Genomic DNA, 17850 nt, shown 5'->3' on the forward strand with positions numbered 1-17850 from the left:
AAGCGAAGCAGTTCCCCTCACCATCCAGCATAAACCTGGTTGACAGAGCCCTGGTAGATTCTATGCTCGAAAACAACAATCTTTGCGAAAAGAGCCAATTGAAAATAGATTAATAGAAGGGAGAAATGTTGATGAATGGTTATTGGGGTAAAGCGAAGAAACTATTCATTATTATGACTGTATTTACAGTTATAATCAGCTTGGCAACTTCCAGTGTATTTGCCAAGGAAAACGAGAGCAGCATCAAGGGGAATCTAGTGATTGTCGGAGGAGCTTTAGGTAGCAGCAACTCGGCTGTTTACGAAGAGTTCATTAAACTATCAGGGGGGGAAAAGAAAGCGAAAATAGGAATCATTCCTTCTGCTTCAGGCTCTCTGAAGTCATCAAATCAATTTAAGAAAGATTTGATGTCGTATGGAGTAGATGAAAAATCAATTGAAATCCTTCCTCTATCTGCTCACGATTTCTCAGGCACAGAGGAAGACGAAAGTAAATGGAAAAATAATGCTCAAAAGAAAGAAATAACAGAAAAAATCAAGAAGATGACAGGAATTTGGTTTGTCGGAGGAGATCAACTTAAGATCACAGACACATTGGTTAAGGAAAATGGGAAAAACACGAAAGCTTTAGATGAAATTTGGAATGTTTACCGGGAAGGAGCCGTTCTTGGTGGGACAAGCGCCGGAGCAGCCATCATGAGTGATGTGATGATTACGGGTGGTGACAGTTTAGGAGGTCTTCGTCAAGAGTTCATAACGGAAGACGTATCCAATCGAGATGAAGAATATGCACCTGTGTATATCGAAAAAGGGCTTGGATTCTTCCAATGGGGGATTGTGGATCAACATTTTAATGAAAGATCTCGTCTTGGCCGACTAGTAGCTACAGCCATCCATTACGAAACAAACAAACATCACTTCGCCTATGGAATTGATGAAGATACGGCGATGGTGGTTAACAACGAAAAACAAACGATTTCAGTATTAGGAAGAAGTAACATCACGGTAATAGATGTAGCACAATCAACTTCCACTGGAAAAGAAATAAAGAACGTTGATCTTAGTTATCTATCTCCTGGTGATGAACTTAATGTCAAAACGAAGGAATTTACGATGAGCGGGGATAAGGTTGAAACAAAAGGCTATGAATATTATAACTTTAAGCCTCTTGCAGCTACGGGTGTTCTATCATCCTATGGGACACTCCCGCAATACCTGTCGTATTCCCTAGTGGACAATGAAGCAGTAAGTGAGGTACATAGTTACCTTTATGATAGTAAAGGAAATGGTTTTGAGCTCGGATTCAAACAGACAGATGAAACAAACGGATATTGGGGTTATCAGGATGGTCAAAAGGATTCTTACTCTTTATTGCATGTGAAGATGGATATCTCTCCAGTATCGGTCCGCTTTAATGAGAAAGACCGTCTGACACAAGAATATAGGGAGTCAACATTAGAAGTACCTGAGAATTCTTTTGATCCTGAAACAAAGGGAAGTTTGGTGATCGTCGGGGGAGCTTTAGGGAGCAGCAATGAAGAAGTGTACCATGAATTTATTAATCGTACTGGGGAAAATGGGAAAATAGGGATTATCCCTGCAGCAAGTTCCAGTTTGAAATCATCAAAAGCATTTAAAGAGGATCTTTCCTCATATGGTGTTCCGACAGAAAGAATCGACATTCTTCCTATATCTAATCATGACTTTAAAGGGACGGGAGAAGACGAGTCCCAGTGGGCAGATAATAAGAATAACCCGGATTTGGCAGAAAGGATTCTAGAGTATGATGCCATTTGGTTTGTAGGTGGTGATCAAACGGATATCACTCGATCCCTATTAAACGAAGATGGATCGAAGTCAATGGCTCTTGAAAGCATTTGGGAAATCTATCGTAATGGAGCCGTTCTTGGCGGTACAAGTGCAGGAGCTGCAATCATGAGCGATGTGATGATCGCAGGTGGAGGAAGCTACGAGACTCTATCAAAAGGATTTACAGATATGTATGACGGGATGTCTCAACAAGAAGGTGGACCTGGATATCTTGAGAAGGGATTAGGGTTCTTCCCGTATGGTATTGTGGATCAGCACTTTGATAAAAAAGCACGATTGGGGCGTTTAATTGCAACCAATGCTGAACATGGAGAAGAAAATGAATTCGCCTATGGCATCGATGAAGATACGGCGATGATAGTGGATAACGAAGCGAAAACCATTGAAGTAAAAGGTAGAGGCGGCGTTTCCGTAGTAGATTTGAGTCAGTCAAATCTATCACAATCATCGCATACGTATAAAAATATTCAATTATCATGGATTACCTCTGGAGATCAATTAAATTTAAATACAAATGCATATACGATCAGTGATCATAAGGTTTCAACAAAAGACTATGAATATTACGAATATAAAGCTGCTCCCCATACAGGAGTATTAACGCCGCACCCTTCTCTTGCAAACTATTTAAGCTATAGCCTTCTTGATAACTTTGGCCAGGATGAAGTGAAGAGCTATAGTTTTTCTGAAGATGAAGGCTTCGAACTGACTTTCAAAAAGGGAGATCAAACGGAAGGCTTTTGGGGTTATAAAGATGGAAACAAAGATGATTACTCATATCTCAATGTGAAAATGGATATCGTACCAGTAAAAATCTCGATTGAAAACAAATAGAATTGAACGGAAAGCCTGGGCGGATTGACGCTCAGGCTTTTTCAAAGTGAATCAACTTTTCTTAGGTCATTTGCCAGTATATTTGATTGGTAGCATCTGATATACTAGTGATAACAAAGTGCTAGCAGTTGCTAACAGATAGATAGAAAAGGAGGGCGAACCTTGTCAGATCAAGGAAGAATGCAGCTTAATGTAAGGGTTGATACGGAAACATCAAAGAAATTGGATGAAATCGTTGAATACTATCAGCAAAACACGAAGATTGGAAGAGTTTACAAAGGCGATGTGTTAACTGATATCATCCATAAATCCTACGAGGTCATGCAGAAGCAAAAAGCGATTCAAAATCGGAAATATTAGTATTTTTCTGTCTTGGGATTCATATGATCAACTCCTCTAATAGATAATGAAAATTCAGCCACTTGGTATGAAAATATGGGATAATTCATGTAATAATATAGGAGACATGTTTAAAATAATGAAAGTAAAAGAGGTCCTCATCGTGCAAATGCCGAAAAAGTTAATCAATATTCAAAAAGGGTCCGGAATTTCCCCGTACATATGGAGCATCATCAGCATCCTGCCATTTTATTTTATCTTTCAGTCCTCCTCTACGATCGAAATTGTTGTAGGGATTTCCTTGACCATCATGTTCTTTATTTCTTTACGATTTGCTTTTATTTCAAAGGACTGGCCGGTTTATTTATGGACATCAATTTTAATTGCGATATCCATTACCATGACCATTCAATTTAATTTTATCTACTTTGCTTTTTATATTGCCTATTATAATGGGAATATAAAAAACCGGGTGGCGTTTTTAACCCTTTATATTATCCACCTTGTGTTAACGACGGCATCGATCAATTATAATTTTGTTATACAGGATGAATTATTTTTATCTCAATTTCCTTTTATTCTGATCATTTGGATAAGCGTCATTCTGTTACCGTTTAATATTTATAATCGAAATAAACAGGTGCAGCTCGAAGATCAGTTGGAAGATGCTAATAAACGTATTTCAGACTTGGTCAAGCAGGAAGAACGCCAGAGGATTGCCCGTGATCTACACGATACTTTGGGTCAAAAGCTTTCTCTCATCGGTTTGAAAAGCGATCTGGCCAGAAAATTGGTGTACAAGGATCCAGAGCAGGCCCGGAGTGAATTAAAGGATGTTCAGCAGACGGCACGAACCGCTTTGAGTGAAGTAAGGACAATGGTTTCACAAATGAGGGGTATTCGATTAAAGGACGAAATCGTCCGGATCAAACAGCTATTAAAGGCAGCGGAAATTGATTTCGTGATGGATGATGAAGTCATGCTGCCCCAAGCATCACTCTTTCTGGAAAATATCTTGAGCATGTGCCTAAAAGAAGCCGTGACGAATGTTGTCAAACATAGTAAGGCTTCATACTGTGAGCTCATCATTGAAGAGTCGGATAAAGAGATGACCATTGTGGTGAAGGATGATGGTGTAGGAATCGGAGGAGATTACACACAGTCTAAAGGCAGCGGTTTAATCGGGATGAGAGAACGCTTGGAATTTGTAAATGGAAGTTTAGACATCCTTACAGAGAATGGGACCATCTTGATTATGAGAGTGCCGAAAGTGATTAAGCAGACAGACAGGGAGGGAATGGAATGATTCGAATTGTTATCGCGGAAGATCAGCGAATGTTATTAGGTGCCTTAGGCTCGTTACTTAGCTTAGAGGATGATATGGAAGTGGTGGGAAAGGCGGGCAATGGAGAAGAAGCCATTGCCCTCGTCCACGAGCTGCAGCCGGATATTTGTATCATGGATATTGAAATGCCTAAAAAGACCGGTCTTGAAGCAGCAGAGGAGTTAAAAGGCGAAAATTGCAAAGTGATTATCCTGACAACCTTTGCCAGGTCCGGTTATTTCCAGCGTGCATTAAAAGGGGGAGTGAAGGGTTATTTGTTAAAGGACAGCCCAAGTGAAGAACTGGCGAACTCGATTCGCCTTGTGATGGAGGGTAAACGTATTTATGCACCAGAGCTCATGGACGATGTGTATAGTGAAGAGAATCCTTTGACAGACCGTGAAAAGGAAGTGTTGGAGCTGGTTGCTGACGGGAAAAACACGAAGGAGATAGCCGATGAGCTTAGCCTGAAAACGGGTACCGTCCGAAACTATATCTCTACCATACTCGACAAGCTTGAAGTTAAAAATCGAATCGAAGCCATCACTCAATCAAAAGAAAAAGGATGGTTTAAATGATGGGCAGGGAGGGACTTCCAACATGGAAGCCCCTCCCTACTTTAATTGTAATGATTGTCATCCCATAATCCATTTTTGTATATTTATACATTTGTAGTATGCAGTTAATATTGCTGTAAAGAGCTTTATTCTTAAAGGAATTTCATTAAAATTTTTAAAGTGGGTATCCTTTGCTGTGATTGGTTTTGTAGGGGAAGGGCGAATGGAAAATTGATGAAAGGTTTTCTTTTTGGTGTTGACAAGCAAAAGAATCATGGTACGATAGCATCGAATACAAAATTTCATAGGACGATCCACTAGGGGTGCCTTATTAAAGGCTGAGATTAAAGTATGACTTTAAGACCCTTTGAACCTGATCTGGTTGAGACCAGCGTAGGGAAGTGGTGTTTGACGGTCGCGTAGAATCGTAATCTTACATTCTGATCTCAAGCCACTTTCTGTATGCTGCATGCATAATGGGAAGTGGCTTTTTTGTTGCCCAGTTCGGGTCGTCTGGAAAAGGAGAAAGATATTATGTCATTTTCAACGTACTTAAGAAACGAAGTAAACGAAATTTGGGAAGCGAGCTTTCAACATCCTTTCGTTAAAGGGATTGGTGAGGGAACCCTCCCCCTTGACAACTTCAGGTATTACATCCTGCAAGATGCCTATTACCTATCCCACTTTTCAAAGGTGCAGGCACTTGGGGCAGCCAAAGCAACAGACTTACATACTACCTCTAGAATGGCAACACACGCTGTTGGGACAAATGAAGCAGAGCTTTCACTTCATGAAAATTTCTCAAATCGATTAGGGATCACGGAAGAAGAAAAACAGCAGTTCGAACCTGCTCCTACGGCTTATGCGTACACGTCACATATGTATCGGTCCGCTCAGTATGGGGGGCTCGCAGATATTCTGGCGGCAATACTCCCCTGCTACTGGTTGTATTATGAGATCGGTGAACGCTTGAAATCATGTACACCTGAGGAGGCCATTTATCAGGAGTGGATCGCAGCTTATGGGGGAGAATGGTTTCGGGAGTTAGTGGAAGAACAGATTCAGCGACTGGATGGATTGGCAGCAACGATGACAGAAACAGACAAGGAAAGAATGAAAGAGAATTTCATTTTGAGCAGCATTTATGAATTCCAATTTTGGGAAATGGCATACACACTCGAGAAATGGCCGTTTCAGTCTTCTTTAGTCAAAGAAGGTAAAGTACATGTCTAAATTAAAGCTGACGGACATTTTAGTAACGGTCGTGATCTCCATAGGTTTTGGAATTATATATAAGCTTTGGGGACCGGTTTATAACCTGTTAAAGCCATTTGGATTGCATGCGGATCAACTGATCTATGGCATGTGGTTCATGGCGGCAACCGTGGCTTTTTTAATCATTAGGAAACCTGGTGTCGCACTTCTGGCAGAAATTGCAGCATCTTCAGGGGAATTTCTCATGGGAAGTGAATGGGGCCTCGAGGTACTCCTATTCGGTCTTATTCAAGGATTGTTTGCAGAGTTGATTTTCCTTATCACCCGCTATAAGCGTTATGATGTCATCATCATTTGTGCAGCAGCTGTGGGCTCAGCAATTGGCTCAATCCTGATGGACTACTTTAAGGGATACATGGGAGACCTGGTTCTGTGGAATTTATCACTTTTTATTGGTGCCAGATTAATAGGATCCATCGTGATAGCAGGCATAGGAGCCTTTTATCTCGTTAAGGCTCTGGAGAAAACGGGGGTAACCAGTTTAGTCAGAAATGCAGAGCAAAAAGATTATGACGCGTTGAATCAGTAAAGGAGGGAAGGACGATGCATGTTGAAAATCTGCGCCTTACATTCTCCGGTTCAGAGGAACTGATGTTTAAAGACGTAAGCCTTTCAATAGAAGATGGGGAAAAGGTATTGCTATTAGGACCGTCGGGATGTGGCAAATCCACACTCCTCCAGGTTTTTTCCGGTGTGATACCCCATTCGATAGATGTGCCGATGAAAGCTGACTCGATTGAACGTCCTGAATCCTTCGGGTATGTCTTTCAAGATCCGGACGCTCAATTTTGTATGCCCTATGTAGATGAGGAAATTGCCTTTGTTTTGGAGAACAACCAGATTCCAAGAGACGAAATGCCAGAGATTATTAAAGAACTGTTAGAGAAGGTGAATTTAAGTCTGAGGGATTCCCATACGAAAATCTCCTCTCTATCTGGGGGGATGAAGCAAAAATTAGCCATTGCCTCTGCCCTTGCGCTCCATCCCCATACGCTATTTCTGGATGAGCCTACAGCCATGTTAGATGAAGAGAGTACAAAATCTGTATGGGAAACAGTGAAAACGACATGCAAAGATAAAACGTTACTTATCGTTGAGCATAAGCTTGGGCACGTACTGGATATCATAGATCGTATTATTCTTTTCGATGCTAGTGGAAGAATAGTGGCTGATGGTCCAAAGACTCACATTTTATCAAATTTTAAGGAAACAATGAAAACAGTTGGGGTATGGTATCCGGAAGCGTGGAAAGATTATCTTTCTTCCCACCTCCCGGAGAAGGCTGCCCCGTTTGGAAAAACGAATATAAAGCTAGAGAACTTCAAAGGGTATGTACAAAAAGAATTGAAAATCCACCTTGAAAATGCCGTCAGCCTTGAAGGTGAATGGATTGCAATCACCGGAAAGAACGGAGCAGGTAAATCAACATTACTCCACAGTCTCATGAAATTCATCCAAACGACCGGGACGTATGAATTATATGGGAGACAGGTAAAAGGAAAGAATGCTCCCGAGGAATGTACGTTTGTTTTTCAAAATCCCGAGTTTCAGTTTGTAACACACAGTGTGTTTGATGAAGTTGCGTATTCCTTTCGGCGGGGGAAAGTGGATGAAGGGATAGTGGAGGAAAAAGTGCATGCAATTTTAAAGCGATTTAAGCTTGATCCATACAAACAACATCATCCCTATCATTTATCAATGGGGCAAAAGCGCAGATTAAGCGTCGCAGCGTCCCTTGTCAGGAATAAAGATCTTCTATTATTGGACGAACCGACCTTTGGCCAGGATTCCCTAAATACGTTTGCGTTACTTGAGATGCTTCAAGGCTACCAAAAGGAAGGAACTACCATTTTGATGGTGACACATGATGAAAATATTATTACTCACTTTGCATCCAGAGTATGGGTAATTGAAAAGGGGCGTCTCACCCAGGATTTCCATAATGAGATCGCAGGTAGTAAAGCAATATGAATATAGAACTCGAGCATAGAGAAACCTGGCTTCATCAAATAAATCCCAGCTTCAAGCTAATGACCTTGATCGGGCTTTTTGTATTCCTGCTTTTTATTCATTATCTTAACTGGTTGTTATATTTGAGCTTACTCTTTTTTCTCCTGTTATGGGTGTTCTCGGGATATTCATATAGAACGGTCAGTTTAATGATTTTACCCTTTTTCCTTGTTTTCATCTCTACTGCTTCATCAATGGTTTTATTTGGGAAAGGTGAAACAACATGGATGAAATTTGGATGGATCCACATTACCGAAGAGAGTTTTTATCGGGGGATCCATGTTGGATTGCGTACCATCGTATTCGCTATATTGGGATTATTATTTGCTCTTACAACGAGACCGGTGAAGCTTTTCTACTCCCTTATGCAGCAGCTGAGATTAAAACCTAAGTATGCGTATAGTTTTATGGCAGGATTCAGATTAATACCCATTATGATTGAAGAATTCTTCACGATACGAAACGCCATGAAAGTCAGGGGAGTTGAGGAAATGAAAGGAATAAAGCACGTATTCCATAAAATGAAATCGTATTCCATTCCCCTGCTTGCCCAAAGCATCAGAAGAGCTCACAGAATTGCCGTGGCTATGGAGACAAAAGGTTTTAAAGAAAGTGGGAAACGAACCTATTACTACAGAGTAACCTTCTCGAGATATGATGGATATTTCTTGGGGAGCATTCTCTTCATGATTGTGCTCAGTTATTATTTTTCTACCCATCTACCTATTTTTCCGGCGGGAGATGTTCGCTATGGGAATTGAAACGAGAAAACAATTACATGTGATTTCAACAGGAAAACAATCAGTGGAAGAATTGGTGGAAATCTCGAAGTCCATATATCCATACTTCGACGTGCTCCACCTTCGCGAAAAGCAGTGGACGGGGAAAGAATGGACTGTGGCCATTGACCGTTTAGTAAAAGCAGGAGTCCCATTAACGAAATTATGTGTCAATGACCGGGCAGACATTGCCATTATGAAGCATGCAAGAGGGGTGCAGCTTGGCCATCAAAGTGCGGATATCAGCTTAGTGAAAAGTGCTTTTCCTTCCTTACAAATAGGTGCTTCTGTACATTCCCTGGAAGAAGCGCAACAGGCGATGGATAGCGGAGCGGATTATCTACTCTATGGAAATATCTATGCTACCTCTTCGAAGCCAGGAAAGACTGGTGTGGGGGTAGCAAGCTTAGAAAAAATGGTTCAATCAATCCCTCTTCCTATTATCGGTATCGGTGGTATCACACCTAAACGCGTAGGAGAAATCATGCAAACTGGAGCAAAAGGGGTAGCGGTTTTATCAGGCATTTTCCTTTCAAAGGATCCGATTGATTCAGCACGATCCTATTATAAAGAATTACATATGGAGGTGTGGTAGCTTGGTAAAGCAGTATGACGTCATGATTGTGGGTGGAGGAGTAATTGGCTGCTCCATTGCGTATCAGTTATCCAAAAGAGGAAAGAAAGTTCTCCTGATTGAGAGGAATCAATTGGCGGGAAAAGCGTCGAAAGCCGCTGCAGGCATGCTTGGTGTTCAAACGGAATTACATGGGGGGAGTCCTCTGTATCATTTAGCGATGGCCAGTCGAAATATGTATTCTACTCTAGCTGAGGAACTCAAAGAAATTAGCGGAATGGACATTGAGTATGTAGAAAATGGAATGATTAAACTAGCGAAAACAGAGGAAGAAGCCCAGGACTTACTGGAAGTTGCATCTATAGCAGCAAAGGAGGAACAGGTTGAATGGTTATCTCCTAGTAGCCTATCTATCTACGAACCTCATCTATCAAAGGATGTGGCTGGTGGTTTGTATATTCCAAAAGATGGGAATGTCTCAGCCCTAAAGCTTTCACAAGCGTTAGGTTTAGCAGCATCGAGATTAGGTGCAGAAATGAAAGAATTTACGGACGTTTATGATTTTATTATAGAAGGAAGCAGGGTTACGGGGATTCAAACATCTATTGGTCCCTTTTACGCAGACGAAACGATCGTAGCGGGAGGTGCTTGGAGTCAATCTCTACTGAAACAGCTGAATATGACTTTCAATACGTATCCAGTCAAAGGAGAATGCTTTTCAGTTAAAGTATCCCGCAAAGTAGTAGAGTGTACAATTTTCACGGATGACTGCTACATTGTTCCGAAGATTGGTGGAAGGCTTTTGATAGGAGCAACAGAGAAGCCGCATACGTTTGATGAAACCATTTCCGTAAATGGTTTGTTGAACCTCATGCAGCTGGCGACAAGCATTCTGCCTGATCTAGCTTACGCAGAGTGGGAAAAGGCTTGGGCGGGTATACGACCACACACTCATCATGGATTACCATTTATGGGGAGAAGTGAGGAATGGGAAGGCCTTTCCATTGCAACGGGGCATTATCGTAATGGTATTCTCCTCGCACCAATATCAGGAGTGATGATGGCAGACATTATTGAAGGTAGGGATACTCATTCAAAAGATGAATACCAGAGGAGTTGAGAAAGTGGAATTACGGATAAATGGACAGGTGGTCACGGTACCAGACACAATTTCGACTATAGCAGATTTAATTCACTATTTTAAATTTGAAAATCGAGTGATTATAGTTGAGCAGAATCAAAACATTCTTGAAAAAGATGAGCATGAAAAGGCTGAACTGAATAAGGGCGATACAATTGAGCTAATCCAATTTGTAGGAGGCGGTTGAAATGTTAAAAATCGGAAAGTACACATTCCATTCAAGACTATTACTGGGGACGGGAAAATATCCTGATTTTGATATTCAGAAAAGAGCTGTCGAGATTTCCGGTGCAGAAATTCTTACATTCACGGTAAGGCGTATGAATATTTTTGAGCCTAGTCAACCTAATTTCTTAGAAAAGCTGAATCTTGAAAACTATTCATTGTTACCGAATACAGCAGGAGCAAAATGTGCTAAGGAAGCGGTTCGACATGCGAAATTAGCGAGAGCTTCAGGGCTTTGTGACATGATTAAAGTGGAAGTGATCGGATGTGATAAAACGCTGCTTCCCGACCCCGTTGAGACACTGAAAGCAACGGAGGAATTAATAAAAGAAGGCTTTACAGTGCTTCCATATACGTCGGATGATGTGGTTCTTGCCAGAAGATTAGAAGAATTAGGTGCTCACGCCATTATGCCTGGTGCGTCGCCCATCGGATCAGGGCAAGGAATCATCAATCCAGTCAATCTTCGCTTCATTATTGAACAAGCCAAGGCACCTGTCATTGTGGATGCCGGAATTGGTTCTCCTGCAGATGCGGCTTTTGCAATGGAAATAGGGGCAGATGCGGTATTACTTAATACAGCCGTTTCTTCGGCTACCGACCCTGTCAAAATGGCTAATGCCATGAGGCTAGCCATTGAAGCCGGCCGATTCGGATATGAAGCTGGTAGAATTCCGAAGAAACGTTATGCATCAGCAAGCAGCCCGTTGGAGGGGATGAGTGTTTGATGGAAGATAGATATTCAAGACAAACATTGTTTACTCCCATTGGAACAGCGGGGCAGAATCGAATAAGGGATAAACATGTGTTAGTCATCGGGGCTGGAGCACTGGGAACTGGAATCGCGGAAGCACTTGTCCGCGCTGGCATCGGGAAACTTACAATCGTAGATCGTGATTATGTGGAGTGGAGCAACCTTCAACGTCAGCAGCTGTACAACGAGCGGGATGCAAGGAATCGTCTCCCGAAAGCGATAGCAGCCAAAAAAAGACTTCAAGCGATTAATTCAACAGTTGAAATCGAAGGACATATCCTGGACGCCATGCCTGAGGAGATGTCATGGCTTGCCCGTGGGGTGGATCTTATCCTCGATGCCACGGATAACTTTGATACGAGAATGATCATTAATGACGTATCACAAAAATATTCCATTCCCTGGATCTATGGAGCTTGTGTAGGAAGTTATGGTATCTCATTAACCATTCTTCCTGGAATCACTCCATGCCTTCAATGTTTAATCGAGCGTGTTCCGATAGGAGGTTTAACCTGCGATACAGCGGGAATCATCAGTCCTGCTGTATCCATGGTTGTTGCATACCAATCAACCGAGGCATTAAAACTTTTAGTGGGAGACATTGAAGCCCTGAGTCATAAGGTGGTTTCCTTTGATTTATGGAAAAATGAGCATACTTCAATGGATGTGAGGAAGTTGAAAAGAGGAAGTTGCCCTTCATGTGGAGACCAACGAACATATCCAGGTCTCCAGTATGAAAATCAAACAAAAACAGCTGTCCTCTGTGGGAGAGACTCTGTTCAAATACGTCCTTCTTCAACCAATGAGGTTGATCTCGTTAAAATAGCTAAATCTTTTCACAATAAAGGGAAGCAAGTGGACACAAATCCGTATTTGGTTTCTTTCAGTGTTGAAGCCTATAGAATCGTACTTTTCAAAGATGGGCGGGCTATCATTCACGGAACAAAAGATATTAGTGAAGCAAAATCAGTTTATCACCGTTATTTAGGTTGAAAGGAGGAAAACAGCATGATTCAAAAAGCATTGACGATTGCTGGATCTGATAGCGGGGGCGGAGCAGGAATTCAAGCAGATCTTAAAACGTTTCAGGAACTGAAAGTGTATGGAATGTCTGCGATCACTGCGGTTACTGCACAAAATACAAGAGGAGTACAAGGAGTGTATCCATTATCGCCAGAGGCTGTCATTGAACAACTGACATCCATTGCTGAAGATTTATCACCTCAAGCGATTAAAACAGGCATGTTAGTGAATGCAGATATCATTTCTAGTGTTGCCGACTTTGTCCTTTCACGCTCCTGGGATATGCTTGTTGTGGATCCAGTGATGATTGCAAAAGGTGGTGCATCTTTATTGGAAGAAGAATCCATATATGCCCTCACCCAATTATTGTTCCCGCTTGCTTATGTGATCACCCCGAATATTCCAGAAGCGGAGGCGTTGACAGGTATAGACATTCTGAATGATGTTGAACGTAAGAAAGCGGCGGAGGTATTGTTCCAAATGGGACCAAAACATGTGGTGATTAAAGGTGGGCATCAATCTCATGCTCAATCTGTACAAGCGACTGACATACTCTTTGATGGAAAGAGATTTTATGAGTTTAGCAGTCCGAGAGTCTTCACACCACATACACATGGAACAGGGTGTACATTCTCTGCTGTGATTACAGCACAATTGGCAAAAGGACATACGGTCTATGATTCTGTCCAAACTGCCAAACAATTTATAACTGCCGCGATCAGTGACTCCCTGGGAATTGGGAGTGAACACGGCCCGACGAATCATTGGGCGTACCATGCAGGTATGAATGTATGACTCTCAGAGAAAGTCTGCAATTATACTTTGTGATGGGAAGCCATAATTGTGAGAAGCATCCGGCACTTGTATTAGAAGAAGCCCTTTTAGGCGGAGTTACCATGTTTCAGTTTCGTGAAAAAGGTATGGAAGGTTTAGAAGGTGATGCGAAAGTTGAGCTGGCACATGAGCTACAGCGTTTATGTCGGCAACACGGTGTTCCTTTTATCGTGAATGATGATGTAGAGCTGGCGTTATTAATGAACGCAGATGGAGTACATATAGGTCAGGAGGATGAACCTATCGAAAAAGTCCGTCGGAAAATAGGGAATAGAATACTTGGTGTCTCCTCACATGACGTGATTGAAGCCAGGTTAGCTGTGGAGTCCGGGGCAGACTATCTTGGAGTCGGTCCAATGTTTCCTACCAATACAAAGAATGATTGTAGAGAGGTCCGTGGCCCAAAAATCATCCAGTCAATGAGAACATATGGGATCGATATCCCCCTTGTCGGGATTGGAGGCATTCATGACAGTAATGCTTCTCAAGTATTGGAAGCAGGTGCGGACGGTGTCGCAGTCATTTCTGCGATTTCAAAACATCCCTTTCGCACGGAAAACTTATCCCAAGTTGTCCAACAAAAGCTTTTACGATCGTAAGCGATCCACAATAAAAAATTAAACCACTATAGCAACATATCTCCTACTCCCTCATCATACTATACAGTAGACCTCGGTCTAACTTGTATTATCATCAACGATAAGAGGGAGGGGTAAGAATGAATGTCTGGTTTGTTTTGTTAAACATTTTGGTGTTTCTTGTTCTCATTGGTGTATTACTTTATATGCAAAGGAAAAATGTTTCATTTTCAAAACGGGTGTTTACCGCTCTGGGGCTGGGAATTTTATTTGGTCTTGGATTACAGTGGGTATATGAAGCAGGGGATGAAAATGTCACACAATCGATCGAATGGTTTAACATCGTCGGAACCGGCTATATTAAACTTCTGCAAATGATTGTCATGCCATTAGTGTTCGTGTCCATAATATCAGCCTTCACTAAATTAAAACGGTCGCATAATTTAGGGAAGATCTCCGTGCTGATCATTGGATTGCTGGTAGGCACAACAGCCGTTGCTGCTGCTGTCGGAATTGCTACGACCGTGGCTTTTGACTTGGAAGCGATCCAGATTGATCAAGGAGATGCAGAAACGGCAAGGGGTGTTCAATTAGAGGAGAGAGCAACAGCTTTAGAAGGCCAGAGTTATCCTCAAAAAATTCTCGAGCTTTTACCTGCGAATCCGTTCCTGGACTTGACGGGACAAAGAGCAACCTCAACGATCGCTGTCGTAATTTTCGCAGCTTTCATCGGTATCGCTTACTTGGGGGCTCAGCGCAAAGAGCCTGAGGCTGCTGAATTTTTCAAGAAGATCGTTGATTCCGTCTATGCTGTAGTGATGAGAATCGTGACTTTGGTGTTACGACTCACTCCATTCGGTGTGTTGGCCATCATGGCTAAAACAGTGGCATTGAGTAATTTTGATAGTATCATGAAGCTTGGAGAATTTGTTGGAGCGTCTTATGTGGCCTTGATTATCATGTTTGCCATTCACTTAATCATGCTTACTCTTCTTGGCTTAAATCCGGTCACTTACATGAAAAAAGTTTTTCCTGTATTGGCATTTGCTTTTACGTCTAGATCCAGTGCCGGAACACTTCCACTTAACATTCAGACACAAAAGAATAAATTGGGTGTTTCAGAAGGGATTGCCAACTTCTCAGGATCATTCGGGTTATCCATCGGTCAGAACGGTTGTGCAGGTGTGTATCCTGCCATGCTTGCAGTGATGATTGCACCGACTGTCGGGATTAATCCATTAACCCCTTCCTTTATTCTTACGCTCATCGTAGTGGTGGCCATCAGCTCCTTCGGTGTTGCTGGCGTTGGAGGCGGAGCTACGTTTGCTGCTATCCTTGTTCTATCCGCCTTGGATCTTCCAGTAGCGTTAGCGGGGCTATTAATTTCTGTTGAACCTTTGATTGATATGGGGCGAACAGCAGTTAATGTGAGTGGTGCAATGACATCTGGAATCATAACAAGTAAAGTGACAGGGGATTTGGATAACGAAACGTACAACAAAGAAATCATTGAAGCAGAAGCTTAAAAAAGAGGGCTGGCTCATTCAAATATGAGTCAGTTTTTCTTTTGTATGAAAATTAATTTATCTATTTCCATTCATTATGATTGAAAATTCAGACTATATTCTTTACTATAGAATTAAACATACCGACCGGTTAGTATCTAAGGTGTGTGAATGAAATGCTGTAAAAGATGAGGAGGCACGACCATGCATGTGAATGAATTATTTGATTTATCAGGTAAAGTTGCCCTTGTGACTGGAGGAGGCAGGGGGCTCGGAAAACAAATCGCGACAGGGTTTGCTGAGGCGGGGGCAAACGTTGTAGTATGCTCGAGAAACGTTGAAGCATGTGAAGACGTGAAGAAGGAATTAGAAGAAATTGGTGTCCAATCACTGGCATTGAAATGTGATGTCACTAATCCTGAAGATGTACAGCACGTTGTAGATGAAACGAAGAAGGTGTTCGGCCGCATTGATATTTTAGTGAATAACAGTGGTGCATCCTGGGGGGCACCTGCAGAAGAAATGCCTCTTGACGCTTGGCATAAAGTGATCAATGTGAATGTAAACGGTACTTTTATTATGTCACAGGCCGTGGGGAAATTAATGCTCGAGCAACAGGGAGGAAAAATCATTAATATTGCTTCCGTAGCAGGTCTTCAAGGTACAGACCCACGTTATATGGATGCCATTGGCTATAGCACCAGTAAAGCAGCGGTCATCAATTTCACGAAGGATCTAGCCGTGAAATGGGGATCCCGCGGAATTCATGTGAATGCAATTGCACCGGGATTCTTTCCAACAAAAATGTCAAAAGGAATTCTATCTCATGCAGGGGAAGCCATTTTAAACGGAACACCATTAAATCGATTCGGTACCGAAGATGATTTAAAAGGAGCGGCACTTTTCCTGGCGGCTCGTGCATCTGACTTTGTCACTGGTTCAGTTCTCGTCGTGGATGGTGGATCCTCAGCGATGTAACCAAGCGGGAAGTATTACATGTGGTGGTTAAGAAAGGATGGATGTAATGGATTTCTCCTATTCTCCAAAAGTACAAGAATATCAAAATAAAATATCCCGTTTTATGGAAGAATACGTTTACCCGAACGAATCCCTCTATGAAAATCAGCTCAATCAGCATGAAACCCGCTGGAGTGGGGTTCCTACAATCATGGAAGAATTAAAAGCTGAAGCGAAGAAACAAGGATTATGGAACCTATTTCTTCCTCAAAGCGAATATGGGGCAGGGCTCAATAATGTAGAATACGCCCCTCTTTGTGAAATCATGGGGAGATCTCTGATCGGCCCTGAAGTGTTTAATTGCAATGCTCCTGATACAGGAAATATGGAAGTGTTGGAACGTTATGGGACGCCCACTCAAAAACAACAATATCTTATCCCACTTCTAAATGGTGATATCCGTTCGTGTTTCTCTATGACTGAGCCTGATGTCGCGTCTTCCGATGCAACGAATATAAAGGCGAGTATCATCCGGGATGGAGACGAATACATCATTAACGCGAAGAAATGGTGGTCATCTGGCGCCGGTGACCCTCGGTGCAGCTTTTCAATTTTGATGGGAAAAACGGATCCAGAAGCGAGTCGTCATGAACAGCAATCAATGATTATCATCCCACTTAATACACCGGGTGTGAAAATTGAGCGTATGCTTCCTGTGTTCGGTTACGATCATGCCCCTCATGGTCATGGAGAAATCACCTTTACCGAAGTGAGAGTCCCTCTAGAAAATATGATCTGGGGTGAAGGAAAAGGTTTCGCTATTGCACAAGGAAGATTAGGACCGGGGCGAATCCATCATTGTATGAGATTAATCGGGGCAGCAGAGCGGGCACTTGAAGAATTATGTAAGCGTGTTCAGGATCGTGATGCATTTGGAATGGCGTTGGCAAATCAGGGGGTCGTAAGAGAATGGATTGCGAATTCAAGAATTGAAATCGAACAAGCCCGACTTCTCACAATGAAAGCAGCCTACATGATGGATACAGTCGGCAATAAAGCAGCGAAACAGGAAATCGCCATGATTAAAGTGGTAGCTCCTTCCATGGCTTTACGTGTGATTGACCGGGCCATTCAAGCTTTCGGGGCAGCAGGAGTATCGGATGACTACACGTTGGCAGCTCAATGGGCAAATGCCCGTACACTGCGCCTTGCTGATGGACCTGATGAAGTACACCGCGCCCAATTGGCAAAATTGGAATTGAGAAAACACGAAAAAGCTTCTCCTGTAGAGAGCTAGGAAGAGAGTTGGATG

The 17850-nt window shown here is 42.3% G+C and carries 18 protein-coding genes and 1 riboswitch; all 18 genes read left to right on the forward strand.

Annotation, left to right across the window (positions count from 1 at the left end; all coding sequences use genetic code 11):
- The first annotated feature begins 131 nt into the window (after positions 1–131).
- The 18 genes from ACFQWC_RS05210 (at position 132) to ACFQWC_RS05295 (ending at position 17835) form a co-directional block, all read left to right on the forward strand.
- Positions 132–2663: a cyanophycinase gene (locus ACFQWC_RS05210; RefSeq protein WP_299737257.1), complete on the forward strand. Its 2532-nt coding sequence runs from the start codon at positions 132–134 to the stop codon at positions 2661–2663.
- 162 nt (positions 2664–2825) lie between these two features.
- Complete coding sequence (locus tag ACFQWC_RS05215) at positions 2826–3023, forward strand: hypothetical protein (protein WP_299737255.1); 198 nt, start codon at positions 2826–2828, stop codon at positions 3021–3023.
- Positions 3024–3171: 148 nt separating this feature from the next.
- Positions 3172–4308, forward strand: a complete 1137-nt coding sequence (locus ACFQWC_RS05220) for a sensor histidine kinase (RefSeq protein ID WP_341357999.1) — start codon at positions 3172–3174, stop codon at positions 4306–4308.
- Positions 4305–4904: a response regulator transcription factor gene (locus ACFQWC_RS05225; protein ID WP_148968912.1), complete on the forward strand. Its 600-nt coding sequence runs from the start codon at positions 4305–4307 to the stop codon at positions 4902–4904. The genes ACFQWC_RS05220 and ACFQWC_RS05225 overlap by 4 nt, the downstream gene beginning before the upstream one ends.
- A gap of 288 nt (positions 4905–5192) precedes the next feature.
- Positions 5193–5300: riboswitch (TPP riboswitch) on the forward strand.
- A gap of 117 nt (positions 5301–5417) precedes the next feature.
- Positions 5418–6116, forward strand: coding sequence for a thiaminase II (gene tenA / locus ACFQWC_RS05230; protein ID WP_377106340.1), 699 nt, complete (start codon positions 5418–5420; stop codon positions 6114–6116).
- On the forward strand, positions 6109–6687 hold the full coding sequence (locus tag ACFQWC_RS05235; RefSeq protein ID WP_299737245.1) for an ECF transporter S component: 579 nt from the start codon (positions 6109–6111) through the stop codon (positions 6685–6687). Before tenA ends, ACFQWC_RS05235 begins: the two co-directional genes overlap by 8 nt.
- Positions 6688–6701: 14 nt before the next feature.
- Complete coding sequence (locus ACFQWC_RS05240) at positions 6702–8129, forward strand: ABC transporter ATP-binding protein (protein ID WP_377106343.1); 1428 nt, start codon at positions 6702–6704, stop codon at positions 8127–8129.
- Positions 8126–8929, forward strand: a complete 804-nt coding sequence (locus tag ACFQWC_RS05245) for an energy-coupling factor transporter transmembrane component T family protein (RefSeq protein ID WP_299737241.1) — start codon at positions 8126–8128, stop codon at positions 8927–8929. The genes ACFQWC_RS05240 and ACFQWC_RS05245 overlap by 4 nt, the downstream gene beginning before the upstream one ends.
- On the forward strand, positions 8919–9542 hold the full coding sequence (locus ACFQWC_RS05250) for a thiamine phosphate synthase (RefSeq protein ID WP_299737238.1): 624 nt from the start codon (positions 8919–8921) through the stop codon (positions 9540–9542). Before ACFQWC_RS05245 ends, ACFQWC_RS05250 begins: the two co-directional genes overlap by 11 nt.
- A gap of 1 nt (position 9543) precedes the next feature.
- On the forward strand, positions 9544–10641 hold the full coding sequence (gene thiO / locus ACFQWC_RS05255) for a glycine oxidase ThiO (RefSeq protein WP_377106346.1): 1098 nt from the start codon (positions 9544–9546) through the stop codon (positions 10639–10641).
- Between the two features lie 4 nt (positions 10642–10645).
- The gene (gene thiS, locus ACFQWC_RS05260) at positions 10646–10849 is read left to right on the forward strand and encodes a sulfur carrier protein ThiS (RefSeq protein ID WP_299737233.1); all 204 of its coding nucleotides are present in this window, start codon (positions 10646–10648) and stop codon (positions 10847–10849) included.
- A 1-nt stretch (position 10850) separates the two neighbouring features.
- On the forward strand, positions 10851–11615 hold the full coding sequence (locus tag ACFQWC_RS05265) for a thiazole synthase (protein WP_341356426.1): 765 nt from the start codon (positions 10851–10853) through the stop codon (positions 11613–11615).
- Complete coding sequence (locus ACFQWC_RS05270; RefSeq protein ID WP_341357998.1) at positions 11615–12634, forward strand: thiazole biosynthesis adenylyltransferase ThiF; 1020 nt, start codon at positions 11615–11617, stop codon at positions 12632–12634. The genes ACFQWC_RS05265 and ACFQWC_RS05270 overlap by 1 nt, the downstream gene beginning before the upstream one ends.
- A gap of 15 nt (positions 12635–12649) precedes the next feature.
- A complete protein-coding gene (gene thiD / locus ACFQWC_RS05275; protein ID WP_299737229.1) occupies positions 12650–13459 on the forward strand; it encodes a bifunctional hydroxymethylpyrimidine kinase/phosphomethylpyrimidine kinase in 810 nt (269 codons plus the stop codon).
- Positions 13456–14097, forward strand: coding sequence for a thiamine phosphate synthase (gene thiE / locus ACFQWC_RS05280; protein WP_377106349.1), 642 nt, complete (start codon positions 13456–13458; stop codon positions 14095–14097). Before thiD ends, thiE begins: the two co-directional genes overlap by 4 nt.
- Before the next feature lie 119 nt (positions 14098–14216).
- On the forward strand, positions 14217–15602 hold the full coding sequence (locus tag ACFQWC_RS05285; protein WP_299737225.1) for an L-cystine transporter: 1386 nt from the start codon (positions 14217–14219) through the stop codon (positions 15600–15602).
- Between the two features lie 183 nt (positions 15603–15785).
- Positions 15786–16559, forward strand: coding sequence for an SDR family oxidoreductase (locus ACFQWC_RS05290; protein WP_299737223.1), 774 nt, complete (start codon positions 15786–15788; stop codon positions 16557–16559).
- 46 nt (positions 16560–16605) lie between these two features.
- A complete protein-coding gene (locus ACFQWC_RS05295; protein ID WP_299739554.1) occupies positions 16606–17835 on the forward strand; it encodes an acyl-CoA dehydrogenase family protein in 1230 nt (409 codons plus the stop codon).
- Positions 17836–17850 lie beyond the last annotated feature (15 nt).

Origin of the sequence: Rossellomorea sp. GCM10028870, assembly GCF_042666755.1 — a bacterium.
In the GTDB taxonomy this organism is placed as follows: Bacteria; Bacillota; Bacilli; order Bacillales; family Bacillaceae_B; genus Rossellomorea.